Raw genomic sequence first — 15,640 nt, forward strand, 5'->3', positions numbered from 1 at the left:
TCTTTTTGGCGAAGCAAAAAGAAGGGACCGCATGCCGGTCCGGCTGCCGGGCCGCCCCCGGCTAGGTCGTGGCGGAGCAGAAAAAGAATCAGCAACCCCAGCACGGAAATTGGATCGTAAGCACTCCGAATCCGCAACCAGGGTCAGAGTAATTTTCGCAATAAAGCCTGCGAAAAAAAACTCTGACCCTGGTTGCTGCCGATGGGGGGTTGCGACCACAGGAAAAAGCAAACCGTAGTCGCTCCCTCAGTTACCGCAGTCAGTGCATTCGGTGCAATACCCTTCGGTTATTGCACCCTACGACTGGCGAGCTTTGTCAGTGCATTCGGTGCAATGCCCTGCGGTTATTGCACCCTACGATCGACCGTCGCAGGTAGGGTGCGATAACCGAAGGGCATCGCACCGCTCCACTAGGCATCGTCCAGAAACCCACCCGCCTGCTTGCTCCACAACTGAAAATACCGCCCACGCAGCACCAGCAACTGCGCATGCGTGCCATCTTCGACAATGCGCCCGGCATCAAACACCAAAATGCGGTCGAGCTGGGCGATGGTCGAGAGGCGATGCGCTACCACGATGACGGTCTTGCGCTGCATGACTTCGTCGAGCGTGTCCTGGATCGCCCGCTCGGTAATCGAGTCGAGGCTGGAGGTGGCTTCATCGAGGATCAGGATGGGTGCGTCCTTGAGGATCACGCGGGCAATCGCAATGCGCTGGCGCTGGCCGCCGGATAACTTGACGCCGCGCTCGCCGACCATCGACTGGTATTGCCCCGGGATCGCATCGATGAAGTCGCCGGCATGCGCTTGCCGTGCGGCCGCGACCACCTCGGCGTCGCTCGCCTCCAGTCGACCGTAACGGATGTTGTCCATCAGAGACCGATGAAACAGGCTGGGGTCTTGCGGGATCAGGCTGATCTGCTGGTGCAGGGCATCTTGCGTAATGTGGCGGACATCGGTGCCATCGATGAGAATCTGACCGGCGTCGACATCGTAGAGCCGCAGGATCAGGCTGACGAAAGTTGATTTGCCCGAGCCGGAAAACCCCACCAGCCCGACGCGCTGCCCGGCCGGAATCACCAGGTTGAGCTTCTCGAACACCGGCCGGCCCGCCGTGTAGCCGAAGTCGACATCGCGCAGCACGATCTCGCCATGGCGCAGCGGCGCGGCCAGCGCATCGGCGGCACCGGGCGCGTCGATGACTTCATGCGGACGGACGATCACGTTGACGCCATTGCTGACATTGCCGATGTATTCAAAAAATTCGAGAAAGCGTCGGCTCAGGTTGCGCGCTTCATTGATGATCAGCAGCGCCAGACTGACCGCCATCACAAAATCGCCCACCGAGATTTCATCGCGACTCCACAACGTCAATGCGTAATACAGCACGCCGACTTTCAGGATTGCGGCAGCCGTGAACTGAAACCAGCGCACCCGTTCGTTGTAGGTATTCGAGACCCGGATCGCCACCATTTCAGATTGCAGCGAGCGATCGAGATTGGCGCGCTCGAACCCGAGTCGGGCGAACAGCCGCGAACTGGTCAGGTTGGTCACCGCATCGACAATCTGGCCGGTCGTTTCGCTGCGTGCGGCCGAGGCTTTCAGCGCATACGGCTGGCAATGACGCGCCAGCCAGTAGCTGATGCCAATGAACAGCACCGACCACAGCAGCACGAAACCCGCCAGCCGGACATGGGTGTTGAGCAGCAGGCCGATCGAGACCACGAAGACAATGAACACCGGATAGAACTCGGTGATCAGCGACCACAGCGTCTGCGTTACGCCGAGCGAGGTTTCGCTGATCCGGTGCGCCAGCGCACCAGCAAAATTATTGCCCATGTAGCGTTGCGAATGGTGCTGCAGATAGTGGTACAACGCCCGCGTCACCTGCTGGCGCTGACGTGGCCCGAGCCGGATCTGGACCCCGCCGGCCAGCCGGCCAAATACCAGTTCGCCAACGCACAGCCCGACGAACAGCAACAGCGGCGCGTGCAACGTGATCATCAGTTGCGCGGGTGGCAGCGACGACGCGGTGACTGCCTTGACGATGCAACCCAGCGCATAGGGCAACAGGATGCCGCAGGTGGCGTTGACGGTTTCGAGCAGGAGGATGGCCAGATACCACCAGCGATAGCGGCGCACGAAAAACAGGATGAAGCGAAACGGCGTCGTCGGCAGCGCCGGGGTGCCGGGTGCGCGTTGTGCGGCAGTGAAGTTGAGCATGGCAGGACAGCAGTGGCAGGAGCTTGGTAGCAAGAGCGCCATTATCGACGATGCCAGGACACACCACCGGATGCGCTGAAAACTGGCATGATGCCTGCTCCTTCAAACGACCCGCGAGCGCCGATGACCCTGCCTTCCCATCTGACCACATTGCAAACCCCCGACGGTGCACGCATCGCCGTATCGCTGCATGGCGGCCACTTGTGCGCCTGGCGCAGCGCCGATGGCGTCGAGCGCCTGTTCCTGAGTGATCGCACGCGCTGGAATGATGTCATCGCCGGTATCGCATCGATACGCGGCGGTATCCCCATCGTCTTTCCGCAATTTGCCGGCATGGGTCCGCTGCCCAAACATGGGCTGGTGCGCACCGTGCGCTGGACACTGCTGGAAGCGACACCGGAGACCGGCCTGATGCGCCTGGGTGTAACTGATTCGGCCGCCACCGCGCAATTTGATGGCCGGTTTTCATTGGAAATACAGTTGCGCTTTTCAGGACTGCAGTTGAGCATTGATCTGATCATCACCAACACCGGCGAACAGCCGTTTGCCTTTACCGCCGCCTTGCATAGCTATCTGGCGACACCCATCGACACAACCCGGATCGATGGTCTGCAAGGCCAGCCTTACCTCGACTGCGCAGTCGAACCGCGCACGCCGTGCGGCGGCACTGACACCGCACTGACAGTCACACAGGAAGTCGACCGCATCTACGCGGCACTCGCCACGCCGGTCACGCTGACCAATCCGATGGGCGCGCTGAGCGTTCGCCAGAGCGGTTTCGAGGATGTCGTGGTGTGGAATCCGTGGGCCGAAAAAGCCGCCGCCCTGCCCGACCTGATGCCGCACGACGAACGCCAGTTTGTCTGCATCGAAGCCGCCCTGATTCATCATCCGCACACGCTGCTGCCGGGCCAATCCTGGCAAGGCCAGCAGCAGCTGTGCGCCACCCCGCATTTTGCAACAGCACAAGGAGCCACCCCATGAGTCACCTGTTTTCCCCGTACGCCTTTGGCCCTGTGCCTCTGAAAAACCGCATCGTCATCTCGCCGATGTGCCAGTACTCCGCCGTCGATGGCAACGCTACCGACTGGCACATGATGCACCTCGGCAGCATGGCCTTGTCGGGTGCCGCACTGCTCTTCACCGAAGCCGCTGCAGTGGAACCGCAAGGCCGCATCACGCCGGGCGACCTCGGCCTGTATTCGGATGAGACCGAGGCTGCGCTAGCCAAGGTAGTCAAAGCGATCCGCCGCTATTCATCGATACCGCTTGGCATGCAACTGGCCCATGCGGGACGCAAGGCCTCCTGCGCCGTCCCGTGGGAGGGCGGCAAGAACCTCACTGCGGAACACGGCGGCTGGCAAACCGAAGCGCCGTCAGCGATCCCGTTTGCCGAGCACGACACGCTGCCGCTGGCGCTGGACGCGGCCGGCATGCAGCGCATTCAGGATGCCTTCGTCGCCACCGCTCTGCGGGCACAACGCCTTGGCATCGACGTGCTGGAACTGCATGCGGCGCATGGTTATTTGCTGCATGAATTTTTGTCGCCGCTGTCGAACCAGCGCACCGACGAATACGGCGGCAGTCTGGAAAACCGGATGCGCTTTCCGCTGGCGGTGTTCGATGCCGTGCGCGCCGCAATACCGGCCAGCATTCCGGTCGGTGTGCGTATCTCGGCCAGCGACTGGGTCGAGGGCGGCTGGGATATCGAACAGAGCGTGGTGTTTTGCGCGGCGCTCAATGAGCGTGGTTGCGCGTTCATCGATGTCTCCAGTGGCGGTACCTCGACGGCCCAAAAGATTCCGCTCAGCCCTGGCTATCAGGTACCGTTTGCCACCCGCATCCGCGAAGAAACCGAGATGCCGGTCATTGCGGTCGGCCTGATTACCGAAGCCGCCCATGCCGAGCAAATCCTCGCCGACGGCGACGCCGACATGATCGCGCTGGCCCGTGCGATGCTGTACGACCCGCGCTGGCCGTGGCATGCCGCCGCCGAACTGGGCGCATCGGTCGAAGCCGCGCCGCAGTACTGGCGCTCGCAGCCGCATCAGCTCAAGGCGCTGTTCTCGAGCACGATTCCGGGCACGCCGTAAACGACAACGCGGGCACGTGATGAGCGTGCCCGCGTTGTCCGGAAACTTCCGCCGAACCGCATGGTTCGGCGCTTCCTGCTAGTCCTCTTCTTACGGCGTTGCCGGTGTCACGCGCCACACCACGTTACCGACATCATCAGCTACCAGCAAGGCACCCTTGCGATCAATCGTCACGCCAACCGGCCGGCCCAGCGCTTCGCCTTCGGCGTTCAGGAATCCGGTCAGCACGTCTTGCGGCATGCCATCCGGTTTGCCATCGGTGAACGGAACGAACGCCACTTTGTAGCCGCTGGCCGGCTTGCGATTCCATGAACCATGCTGGCCCACAAAGGCACCGCCCAGGTATTTTTTCGGCAGCAGCGTACTCTCGTTGAAGGTCAGGCCGAGCGAGGCCGTATGCGAACCCATCGCGTAGTCCGGCACCAGTGCGGTCGCCACCAGATCGGGGCGCTGCGGGGTGACGCGGATGTCGACGCGCTGACCGTAGTAGCTGTAAGGCCAGCCATAGAATCCGCCATCCTTGACCGAGGTGATGTAATCCGGTACGAGGTTATTGCCCAGCTCGTCGCGCTCGTTGACCGAGGTCCAGAGGGCACCGGTTTTCGGCTCCCAGCCCATGCCGTTCGGGTTGCGCAAGCCGGTGGCGAACACGCGTGACTTGCCGCTTTTGAGATCGATCTCCATGATGGCCGCACGGCCTTCTTCGGCCTCGATACCGTTTTCAGCGACATTGCTGTTTGAACCGACGGTGGCATACAGCCGCTTGCCGTCGGTACTGGCAAGGATATTCTTGGTCCAGTGATGATTGATCTCGCCGGCTGGCAGGTCAGCGACTTTCTCGCCATCCGTGGTGATTTCGGTCGCACCGACGGTGTACTTGAAACGCATCACGGCGTCGGTATTGGCGACATACAGGTCGTTGCCGACCAGCGCCATGCCGAACGGCGAATTCAGGCCGGCCAGAAACACCGAGCGCGTTTCCGCCGTGCCATCGCCATTGGTGTCACGCAGCAGGATGATGCGGTTCGGACTGGTCACGCCAGCGCCGGCGCGTTTCATCGCCATGCCCATGAAAAAACTCTTGATCGTGCCGATGAACCCGGATGGCTTGTCCGTGTTGGCAGGTGTGTTGGACTCCGCGACCAGCACGTCACCGTTGGGTAGCACATACAACCAGCGCGGATGATCCAGACCCGAGGCGTAAGCATTGACCGCCAGCCCTGCCGCCGGAGTCGGTGCCGCGCCCAGCGCCCAGCCTTTGGCGGAAGCGATGTTGACGGTCGGAATGACACTCTTGCTTGGCTCCGGCAAGGTCGGATTCGGGCCGTAACCGGGATCGGCAAGGACTTCGGCAGCGTGGCTGACTGGCGCATACAGCAGTGCGATCAGCAGAGGCAGGCGCAGTGGCAAGGTTCGATAATTTGTCATGGGAACTCTTTCTCTGGAACAGGAATGAATGGGATCAGGATAGCTGCGCTTCGACAGGTCTGCTTGAAGGCATCCCTGAGGTCTGTCTGAGGGTCTGTCTGAGGGTCTGCCGAAGTCGCCCATAGGCCATCCGGCAGGAACCGCGACGATCGCCCATTAGTGCGCGCAACTCGGTGATCGTGAGCTGGCTGACCTCGTGCATGACGATCAGGATGGCTCCCGTCACCGGATGGCTACCCTCACGAATGAGCGCGATCAACGCCTCCGACAAGTGCAGTGATTTGGACAGCTCGACGTCGTTGCGCAGCTTCAAAAGTTGACTGAGCGCGTTGAGCAAATTGCCCGGGTTGTACTGGTGGTTGTTCAACATTACCGATCAGTGATATTCGAATACCGCGCAGGATACCCGCCCGCATCACCGTCGTATGTTCAACAGCGCACATAGCCGTGGCGAATTTCTCGAGGGAAAAAGCGACCAGGTAGCGGGCGAGTAGCAAGCGAGTAATACGCAAGTAATCAACCTGTCATGCTCCGGCAGTTATGATACGGGCGCAACCCTGCCCTTTACGAGAAACCGGACGCCTGATGCCACCCCACTACGCCAATGATGAGCGACTGATCATTTTCGATGCCGACGGCACATTGATCGATGGCTTTAGCGCCATTGACCGGACTTTTTCGGCCAACGGGATGGATATCGGCAAGCTGGAAAATTTCCAGAAACGCCGCAAGCTGCTCAAGTACCTCGGTGGCATCAAGGAGTTTCCGATCAACTTGCGCAAGCAGTTCGGCAAGCAAAACCGCAAGCTGCTGCGCGCCACGCTGACCGATGTCTATCGTAACGAAGCAGTGATGTATCCGGGCCTCGCCGACCTGCTGCGCGATGTGCTGGCCACGCCCGACCTGCGCGTCGCCCTCGTCACGCGCAATGTCACAATCGAACCGGCAGTCACGCTGGGCAAGCTGTTTGCGCGCCACCAGATTGATATCGACGCCTTTGATACGGTTGCCTGCGTGCCGCTGGGCCAGCCCAAGTCGACCGCCTTTCGTGCCATCCGCAACCACTTCCTGATCAACCCGGCGCGTGCTTATGCGGTTGGTGACGAGCACACCGATTACCTCGCTGCCATCGACACCGGCATGCATCCGTTCATGGTGTCGTACGGATTTGAAGACCATCAGCGGCTGACGGAAAAATTCGGCGTACCCGACGAAGTCATTTCGCGCTCGCCCGATGCCGTCTGCGCACGCATCCGGCACGGCCTCGGGATCACGCGAGCTAGCTAACCGCAATCGGGCAAGTGTTTGATCTTGCCCGCATTGACGGCTAGCGCAGGCGGGTGCGCGCTTGCTATGCTTGTGACCTCCTGGTTCACCTGCCCGTTACCATGAAAAAATCCCGCCTCCCCAGCCCTTTCCGGCCCATCCTGTTCGTTGCGCTGGTGCTGTCGATACCCGCGTTCTACCTGCTGCTTGATGATGTCGATGCCCGCTTGCGCGGGATGGGCAGCCTGCTCTACGCCGTCACCGCCGTGCTGGTCGGGGTCGACCTGTGGTACCGGCGCGGCATTGAACCGGACTGGCGTTTCACGCTGGTCGATGCGGGCTTGTTGCTGGGCGCACTGGCCAGCGCCTGGCCGACCGGCACGCCGTGGTCGGAACTGGAATGGTGGCTGCGTCTGACTTACAGTGCAATTGTCTTCCTGCGCTTCCCGACCTTGCTGGCACCGTGGGCGCTGCCCAGGCACCTGATGCAGATCATCGCGCTGTCGATCATCCTGCTGGCGCTGGCGGGAGCCGGTTTCTACTGGCTGGAGCCGCGCGTACTAACCTATGCCGATGGCTTGTGGCTGGCTTTCATCACCGGTGCCACGGTCGGCTACGGCGACCTGGTGCCATCGACCCATGCCTCGCGTGTGTTTGCGGTCTTCATCGTCTTGCTCGGCTATGCGATTTTTTCAGTGATCACGGCCAGCATCGCAGCGCTGTTTGTTGGCGAAGACGTAAAACATTTTCAGCAAGAGCTGCATGCGGACATCCGCGCGCTGCGTCACGAGATTGCACTGCTGCACAAGGAACTGAACCGGAGCTTACCGGTGCCGACCTTCACCGAACGCGCCGACCATCCGCCTTCGGTCGACCGTCAATAGGGCTGGCATTTCAACGCGAACACCGGGATCGCGGACCACATTCACCAGCGCGTTTTCGCTTGCCCGTCGGCCACACTATCACGTCAACATCTACCGCGATCCGGTACTTTCGGTGCTTCATGAAAAGACACCAACAGCGCTGCCCTGTCACGAAAATAGACCGTGCAGACCGGCGAAGTTATCGGGTATAAGTGTAATACCGACAAGTAGCTAACCGGCGGCAACCTTCTTTTCCCGCCCTTGTCGCATGCCCTTCCATCCGGAATCATGCACGTTTCGCGACGCCCGTTTTTTTGTCACGGGACGCCACCGCCCTTCAATTCACACGTCAATTCACGCTTCGATTCACGTTTCGATTCACGTCTCAATTCACGCTGCATTCCGTACTGAACTGCGACGTCAGATCGCACCCTGCCCGCCCAACGAAAATCAAGCAGCATCATCGGAGAACTCCATGCAACCGACCTTCATACCGTCTTTTTCCGTCAAAAAAATGTGCGCCGGCAGTATCGCCGCTGTGCTCACGCTCACGCTCGGTGCCTGTGGCGGCGACAGCATTCCGCTCTCCGCACAGGCCGGCTGCGAACTCGACGGCACCACCGGCGGCGAGGCCGTCATCCTGCCGGGCGCGCCGGGTGCGCCGGAAATCGCTACCGGCTACGCGCCAAAAAAAGCCGTGATGGCCAGGACCTACATGGCCGTGACCAATAACCCGACTTCGACCAAGGCCGCCTGCGACGTGCTCAAACAAGGCGGCACGGCGATCGATGCGGCAGTGGCTGCGCAAATGGTGCTCAATCTGGTCGAGCCGCAATCCTCCGGCATCGGCGGCGGCACGTTCATCCTGTATTACGACGCCGCCTCCAAAGAGGTCAGCTCCTACGACGGACGCGAAATGGCACCGGCTGCCGCCGATGAAAATTATCTGCAATGGAAATCGGCCTCGGACCAGACCCCGCCCGTTCCGACCACGATCCGCAGCGGTCGCTCGATCGGTACGCCAGGCACCTTGCGCGTCCTCGAAATGGCGCACAACGAACATGGCCGCTTGCCTTGGAAGGACTTGTTCGACCCGGCGATCAAACTGGCCACGGACGGGTTCCCGATCCCGCCGCGCATGGCCGCCTCGATCAGCGATGCGAGCACCATCGCCAACATCCGGCGCGACCCGGAGATGGCGGCGTATTTTCTCAATGCCGATGGCAGCCCGCGCAAGGTCAACTCCCTCATCAACAATCCGGCGCTGGCCAGCACCTTCAGCAGCATCGCCAGCAAGGGTGCCGATGCGTTTTACGGGGATGGCCCGATCGCACAAGCGATCGTCGCAAAAATCGCCAGCACCTACGGCGGCACCACGACGGCAGGCCTGACGACTCTGGCGGACATGGCCAACTATCGCGCCAAAAAACGTACGCCGGTCTGTTCGTCGTATCGCGACGTTGAAGTCTGCGGCATGCCGCCACCGTCATCCGGCGGTATCGCCGTCGCGCAAATCCTCGGCATCATCGAGAACTTTGACATGTCGCGCTATGGTCCCAGTGCGCTCGACATCAACGGCGGCAAACCCAGCGTGCTGGGCGTGCACCTGATGGCCGAAGCTGGCAACCTGGCCTATGCCGATCGCAACAAGTACGTGGCCGACACCGACTTCGTCGCGCTGCCCGGTAACAGCTGGGACAGCATGATCAACAAGCCGTACATGACGCAGCGTGCGCGCCTGATCAGCACGACTTCATCGATTCCGTTGCCGGCCGCCGCCGGTGATCTCGGTCCGGTGCCGCTGGCCGCGCCGATGCTGGTCGAGCATGGCACCACCCACCTGTCGCTGACCGACAAGTACGGCAACGTCGTGTCGATGACGACCACCATCGAATCGGGCCTGGGCTCCTACCATTTCACCAACGGTTTTCTGCTTAATAACCAGCTCACCGACTTCAGTGCCGCACCGATGATCGATGGATTGGCCGTTGCTAACCGCGTGCAACCGGGCAAGCGGCCACGCAGTTCGATGGCACCGACGCTGGTCTTCAAGCGCAATGCCGATGGCACGCGCGGTGACTTTTACATGGCTACCGGTTCCCCGGGCGGCGCGACCATCATCCAGTACGTTGCGAAAACCCTGGTCGCCGCGCTGGACTGGAAACTCGATGCACAGCAAGCCGTCTCGATGGTCGACTTCGGCTCCAACAATGCGACGCTGGTGGTCGGCGGCGAACATCCGAACATCGACACCAGCATTCCGGCTGGCGGACTGGCCGGCGATAACGATGCACTGGTGCGCGGCTTGCGCAACCTCGGTCATACCGTCAACGTGTCCGCACAGTCGAGCGGGCTCAGTGCGATCGTGCGCGAAGTGGTCAACGGCAACCAGGCCTTGATCGGCGGTGCCGACCCGCGGCGTGAAGGCATTGTGCTCGGCGACACCGCCAAGCCCTGAGTCAATTGCACGCAATCCAGTTGCACGCCACTGGATTGCGGTTAATGCTTATGGCGATCCGCTGGTAGCCAGGGCCGATAACCGGACCGCCAGGGACGGATGCAGCACGACAGTGCTCATGCGACAACCGGGCTGACCGGACTCATCGGCCGTTTTACGCAACGCGCTACCAGTAGCCGCGATCGCCTGCTGGTGCGTCCATCCGGGGCTGTGCGTCATCAGGTGCACGCCATAGGCATCGGCTTCCAGTTCGCGCTCACGCGCAAAGTCGGCGCGCAAACAACTGCGCTCGCCAAGCGGTTGCGCGATCGCGACGCCGAATGTGCCACCGACCAGTGCGCAGCCGAGCGCCACGATGACGCGCCGCTGGCGTCCGAAACGCCAGCCCAGCCAGGCAGCAGCACCGCCAAACAAGGCGCACGGCAGCAGGATTTCCAGCCACCGTTGCAACCAGTTCCACATCCCGTGGCGCAAAATCGCATGACTCATTTCATGCGCCAGCAAGGCCGTCAGTTCGTCGTCATCGTAATGCGCGAAGGCGCTCAGCGCGACGTCGACATGCCGCGCCGTGCCGGCCAGATCGGAGACGAATACCGCCTGGTCTTCCTGTGCGCCACCACCGGCCGTGCGATCGACCAGATAAAACGGCAGCTGGTTGAGCAGACGACGTTTGCCAGAACCGGCCTCATCCTGCATCGCCGCTACCGTCATTTTGCAGCCGAGGCGCTTGAGTCGCTCCAGCGCAACTGGCTCGGCCGACGCGGTGTTTGACTGAACGTAAATCTGGCTGATTTCCGACTCGTGAAAATGACTGCAACTGACCTTGATGCCGCGTCCCTCCGTGGCGACCGGGGCGGCCAGCGCCACCTGTCCCAGGCAGCATAACGCCGCACCCAGCAAGGCCCATCTGGTAATTTTTTTCATTGCGTCGTGTTCTTTGCAGGATTGTTGTCGATCGGAATCGCGCAGTATGAGGCCAAGTAGCCGCGCACGTGCACCGTCTTGCGCAAGTCATCACGCGGCGGTTGGGCGACGATAAATTCTGTCAAACATTGCTGATCGCTCTTCAATTTGACGCTACGCAAACATGCCTCAAGTGCAGTTGAAAAAACACGACATCGCACCGAAGATTACCTCGCCGTCGCTTTCAACAAACCCGATTGGAACCAGCGAATCTCCGCTGGCGGGAGGACTGCACGCGATAACCACAACATCACGAGGACAATGATCATGAATGAATTTCAACAAAATTTTCCGGCCGGATATAACGCAGCGGCAGGGTATCCATCACAACTGGCACCGCAAGGATTTTTTGGCGGCTTGCTGGGCGCGCCGCTAGGCGGGCTGGTCGGTCGAGGCATCGGCGGATTATTTGGCAACTCCAATCTCGGATCGCAAATCGGCCAACTGGCCGGCGGCATCGGCGGCTCGCTGCTGCCATTCAGTAACGATCCGGTCGCGCAGGCCTATGCGCAGCAAGCCGCCCAACAGGCACAACTGCAGCAACAACAACTCGCACCGCAAGGCTGGTTTGGCAATCTGCTCGGTCAGGTCGGACAACCGCTGGGCGGTGCCATCGGTGGCGCATTCGGCAATGCCGGACTGGGCAATACCATCGGCGGCATTGCCGGTCAGCTTGGTCGCCTGCTGCCGTTCAATGCCGATCCGGTGGCGCTGGCTTATGCCCAGCAAGCCGCCCAGCAGGCACAACTACAACAACAGCTCGCCCCGCAAGGCTGGTTTGGCAACCTGCTCGGTCAGGTCGGGCAACCGCTGGGTGGTGCAATTGGCGGCGCGTTCGGCAATGCCGGACTGGGCAATACCATCGGCGGCATCGCCGGCCAGCTTGGTCGTCTGCTGCCGTTCAATGCCGATCCGGTGGCACTGGCTTATGCGCAGCAAGCCGCAGCACAGCAACAGCAACAACTTGCTCCGCAAGGCTGGTTTGGCAACCTGCTCGGTCAGGTCGGACAGCCACTCGGTGGCATCATCGGTGGCGCGTTCGGCAATGCAGGACTGGGCAACACGATCGGCGGCGTTGCCAGCCAGATCGGCCGCTTGTTGCCGTTCAATGCCGATCCGGTGGCGGCAGCCTATGCACAGCAAGCCATCCAGCAAGCACAGTTGGCGCAACTCGCGGCCCAGCAACAAAACAGCTATCCGCAGGCCTATCAGATCCCGCCATCCCAGATCGGTGCCAGCGGGCAGTTCATGCACTGATGACTGACTGATCCGGCGTCCCACACCAGGCTGGCGCTGCGGCGTTCAGCTTGGTTTTTTAAGGAGACTTACGCATGCCATCGAACCAACACCAGGCGGAATCGGGCCATTTCATCATCCGCTCGACAGACCCGGCCGCGCTGGCCGCTTTCATAGACGAGGCCAGCATTGATCCCGAGCTGGAACTGATCGACCAAATTGGTCCGATCGGCCACCCGCATACCGTGGTGCTCGCCATGAGCAACGCGAAAGCCGCCGCGCTGGAGCAGCGTTTTACACAAGCAAGTCCATTGAAAATCGAACCCGATCGCCCGCTCTCGCTATTTGACGAGTCCGACCAGTGGCCGGGCAATCTGCAATAAAAAGGAAGAGACGACATGGCCAAGAATACCGATACCCCGACCCCGGGCGCGCATCCGCCTGCCGACGAAAGCAGTAACGACAGTCGCGCCGGCAACGGCAATGGTGCCAGTGCCGGAGCAGCAACAAACGCAGCCAGCTCAGGCAGCAGCGCGACCAGCGCTGCGCCCCCGCGACACGGCATCTCGCAGCGCAAGGGACAATTCCTGATCGCGGCGCGTCACTCGCCCGGACTGCAAGCGATGGGCTTGCAACCGCTTGCCTTCAGTGCCATCGAACAGGCGCTGCGCTCCAGTCCCGACATCGATGTGATTGATACCGTCGGTCCGAAAAACGCCATCGGCGTACTGGCAGACGGCATGGGTGCCGACGTCCCGAGCGTTCTGGTGGCGCGCATGACCGACCAGAAAGCCGGCATCCTGCACCAGCAGGCGCAAGGCAGGCTGATCGTCGAACGCGATCATCCGCTGGTGCTGCACGAGGTCGCGCCGCAACCGGGATTGGTGACGTGCTCGGTGGCCAGCGCCGGACCGGCCCTCAATATTCCGATACTGGTGTTAGGCAAGGACGACATGCCGCTGCCTGAAGCCGAGGTCTACCTGTTTGGCAGCATGCTGCCGACGTCCGGCGTTTCCGATGTCAGCGGGCGGGTGACACTGGCCCTGTATGGCGATACGCCGCAAACAATCCGTGGGCTGTACGTCAAACCCAAGGCTGATTACTGGAGTTTTTATCAGGCCGAACCGGACATCAGCACGACTGAACCGAACGTGATCGGCATGCGCTTGCTGTCGGAGTGGCCGTCACTGGCAAACTTTCCGCAAGAACAAACGTTCGGCTGGGGCCAGAAAGCGATGCGCCTGGACCAGCTGCCACAAACCTATCGCGGTCAGGGGATACGGGTTGGCATCGTCGATTCCGGCGCCGCCACCAGTCACGACGACCTGAAAAAAATCCGCTTCGGCTTCGACGTCATGCATAAAACCACCAATCCGGGCGGCTGGAATATTGATACGGTATCGCACGGTTCGCATTGTGCCGGCGTCATTGCCGGTGCCAGCAGCACGGTCGGGATACGCGGTTTCGCACCGGATGCCGAAGTCCATGCCTGCAAGCTGTTCCCGGGCGGGCAGGTCAGCCAGCTCATTGATGCGCTCGAATATTGCATCGAGAAGCAGATCGATGTGGTCAACCTGAGTCTTGGCGGTATCGAACCATCCGAAGCGCTGGAGCAGCAGATCCAGCGCGCCAAGCTGGCCGGAGTGGCCTGCATTGTCGCAGCGGGCAATTCGGGCGGCGCGGTGCAATATCCGGCCTCGTCACCGAACGTGCTGGCGGTGGCGGCGCTGGGTCGACTCAACGAGTTCCCGCAAGATAGTTATCACACGCAGACACTGGGATCGCAGGTTGACGCGAACGGGTTCTTTTCGCCCAAGTTCACTTGCTTCGGGCCGCAGGTTGCGGTGTGCGCACCGGGCGTGGCGATTGCCTCGTCGGTGCCATCCAACAATTACGCGGCGTGGGACGGCACCTCGATGGCGGCACCGCATGTGACAGGCCTGGCGGCGCTGGTGCTGGCGCATCATCCGGATTTTCAGGGAGCTTTCAAGGCGCGCGGACCGGCACGGGTCGAACGGCTGTTCCAGATCATCAAGGCCAGTTCGCAACCGATCAATCTGGGCGACCAGACCCGCACCGGATTCGGACTGCCGGATGTCTTGATCGCGGTCGGTTTGCAACCGCAGCGCGGCATGCCGGTTCAAACGCAGCAGGCTTTCCTGGCGCAGCCGGGACCGGTTGCCGGTGCGCCCGTGTTCGGTCGCCGGCTTGCCCAGGGCGAATCGCTGGCAACGGCCGGCTTCAATCCGCTTCTGGCGATGATGGCAAGTGGAATCGACCCGGCGTATGCCGCCTATCTGAGTAGCTTGCAAGCCGGTGCCTTGCAATCCATGCCGTTCGGATTTGCCAGCCCCGGGCCGGTGCGCTGGTAGTGCTGGTAGCGGCTACAGGCCCTTTTGATCGCTCGACTTGAAGCGCATCACGTCGTCCGACCGCAAGGCCAGATGCTTGGTCTTGCGGCCACTCACACGCTCGCGCCACATCGTAAAACTGGAGCGCTTCATGTGCTTGCGCATGAGCTTGATGACTTGCGCTTCGGTCACGCCGAACTGAATCTTGATGGTATCGAAAGCGGTGCGGTCTTCCCACGCCATCTGGATGATGCGATCAATATCTTCGGGCGTGAGCGCCGTCGCTGGCGACGGATCAGCGTGCGTTGAGCTGGGCACGAATCTCTCCACCTGGATTGGCAGCGGTATGCACGTTGACGTACAGATTGCCGGCCTGGTAGCTGGCGTATTGGGCGTCGGTCAGTTTGGCATCGAGGGGGACCGACCAGCTGCCATCGGTATTTTTGGTCAGGCCGATCACAACCCCGCCATTCATGCCGGGTGCGCCCTGATGGATATGCGCCGCCTTGCCTTCCAGACCGCTGGTCGTCACACGACCGCTGACTGATTTGTTTGCCGTCACCGTGATCATTGCGGTACCGATTGCCGAGGTACTGACCGGCGGCACCTCTTGCGTGCCATTTAACTTGGCGTCGCCTAGCGGCATGTTGACCTGAGTAGCACAGCCGGCGGCGGCCAGGACAGTAACGGCAATGGCCAAGGCAGTTGCGACACGTGCGAAAGGGATGTTCATGGACTGTCCTATTTTTATCTGGAAGGG

The 15,640-nt window shown here is 61.2% G+C and carries 14 protein-coding genes; 8 read left to right on the plus strand and 6 right to left on the minus strand.

Going from position 1 to position 15,640, the window contains the following annotated elements; all coding sequences use genetic code 11:
• Positions 1–410: 410 nt before the first annotated feature.
• Positions 411–2,222, minus strand: coding sequence for an ABC transporter ATP-binding protein (locus tag QN370_RS08515; protein WP_322126761.1), 1,812 nt, complete (start codon positions 2,220–2,222; stop codon positions 411–413).
• 123 nt (positions 2,223–2,345) lie between these two features.
• Here QN370_RS08515 and QN370_RS08520 point away from each other — a divergent pair, with 123 nt between their 5' ends.
• Together QN370_RS08520 and QN370_RS08525 are read left to right on the plus strand one after the other, a co-directional pair.
• The gene (locus tag QN370_RS08520) at positions 2,346–3,206 is read left to right on the plus strand and encodes a D-hexose-6-phosphate mutarotase (RefSeq protein ID WP_322126760.1); all 861 of its coding nucleotides are present in this window, start codon (positions 2,346–2,348) and stop codon (positions 3,204–3,206) included.
• Positions 3,203–4,315: an NADH:flavin oxidoreductase/NADH oxidase gene (locus QN370_RS08525; RefSeq protein WP_322126759.1), complete on the plus strand. Its 1,113-nt coding sequence runs from the start codon at positions 3,203–3,205 to the stop codon at positions 4,313–4,315. The genes QN370_RS08520 and QN370_RS08525 overlap by 4 nt, the downstream gene beginning before the upstream one ends.
• 90 nt (positions 4,316–4,405) lie before the next feature.
• On the opposite strand, the gene QN370_RS08530 is transcribed toward QN370_RS08525, so the two are convergent.
• On the minus strand, positions 4,406–5,743 hold the full coding sequence (locus tag QN370_RS08530) for a sorbosone dehydrogenase family protein (protein ID WP_322126758.1): 1,338 nt from the start codon (positions 5,741–5,743) through the stop codon (positions 4,406–4,408).
• Between the two features lie 34 nt (positions 5,744–5,777).
• Positions 5,778–6,113 carry a hypothetical protein gene (locus QN370_RS08535; protein ID WP_322126757.1) on the minus strand — a complete coding sequence of 112 codons (336 nt, stop codon included), beginning with the start codon at positions 6,111–6,113 and terminating at the stop codon, positions 5,778–5,780.
• Between the two features lie 215 nt (positions 6,114–6,328).
• Here QN370_RS08535 and QN370_RS08540 point away from each other — a divergent pair, with 215 nt between their 5' ends.
• From QN370_RS08540 to QN370_RS08550, 3 genes are all read left to right on the plus strand, one after another.
• The gene (locus tag QN370_RS08540) at positions 6,329–7,030 is read left to right on the plus strand and encodes an HAD family hydrolase (protein ID WP_322126756.1); all 702 of its coding nucleotides are present in this window, start codon (positions 6,329–6,331) and stop codon (positions 7,028–7,030) included.
• Positions 7,031–7,131: 101 nt separating this feature from the next.
• Positions 7,132–7,893, plus strand: a complete 762-nt coding sequence (locus QN370_RS08545; protein WP_322126755.1) for a potassium channel family protein — start codon at positions 7,132–7,134, stop codon at positions 7,891–7,893.
• 454 nt (positions 7,894–8,347) lie between these two features.
• Entirely contained in the window at positions 8,348–10,330 is a 1,983-nt protein-coding gene (locus QN370_RS08550; RefSeq protein WP_322126754.1) for a gamma-glutamyltransferase family protein, read from the plus strand.
• Between the two features lie 48 nt (positions 10,331–10,378).
• On the opposite strand, the gene QN370_RS08555 is transcribed toward QN370_RS08550, so the two are convergent.
• A complete protein-coding gene (locus QN370_RS08555; RefSeq protein ID WP_322126753.1) occupies positions 10,379–11,254 on the minus strand; it encodes a M48 family metalloprotease in 876 nt (291 codons plus the stop codon).
• Between the two features lie 306 nt (positions 11,255–11,560).
• Here QN370_RS08555 and QN370_RS08560 point away from each other — a divergent pair, with 306 nt between their 5' ends.
• The 3 genes from QN370_RS08560 to QN370_RS08570 all read left to right on the plus strand — a co-directional run bounded on the left by QN370_RS08560 (position 11,561) and on the right by QN370_RS08570 (position 14,901).
• Positions 11,561–12,550 (plus strand): hypothetical protein, encoded by a 990-nt coding sequence (locus QN370_RS08560; protein WP_322126752.1) that lies wholly within the window; start codon positions 11,561–11,563, stop codon positions 12,548–12,550.
• A 74-nt stretch (positions 12,551–12,624) separates the two neighbouring features.
• Complete coding sequence (locus QN370_RS08565; RefSeq protein ID WP_322126751.1) at positions 12,625–12,912, plus strand: hypothetical protein; 288 nt, start codon at positions 12,625–12,627, stop codon at positions 12,910–12,912.
• 15 nt (positions 12,913–12,927) lie between these two features.
• Complete coding sequence (locus QN370_RS08570) at positions 12,928–14,901, plus strand: S8 family serine peptidase (protein ID WP_322126750.1); 1,974 nt, start codon at positions 12,928–12,930, stop codon at positions 14,899–14,901.
• A 12-nt stretch (positions 14,902–14,913) separates the two neighbouring features.
• On the opposite strand, the gene QN370_RS08575 is transcribed toward QN370_RS08570, so the two are convergent.
• Together QN370_RS08575 and QN370_RS08580 are read right to left on the minus strand one after the other, a co-directional pair.
• Positions 14,914–15,198: a TIGR03643 family protein gene (locus QN370_RS08575; protein ID WP_416172116.1), complete on the minus strand. Its 285-nt coding sequence runs from the start codon at positions 15,196–15,198 to the stop codon at positions 14,914–14,916.
• Entirely contained in the window at positions 15,176–15,613 is a 438-nt protein-coding gene (locus QN370_RS08580) for a CHRD domain-containing protein (protein WP_322126749.1), read from the minus strand. Before QN370_RS08580 ends, QN370_RS08575 begins: the two co-directional genes overlap by 23 nt.
• Positions 15,614–15,640: the final 27 nt, after the last annotated feature.

The sequence above is a fragment of the Actimicrobium sp. CCI2.3 genome (assembly GCF_035019065.1).
In the GTDB taxonomy this organism is placed as follows: domain Bacteria; phylum Pseudomonadota; class Gammaproteobacteria; order Burkholderiales; family Burkholderiaceae_D; genus Actimicrobium.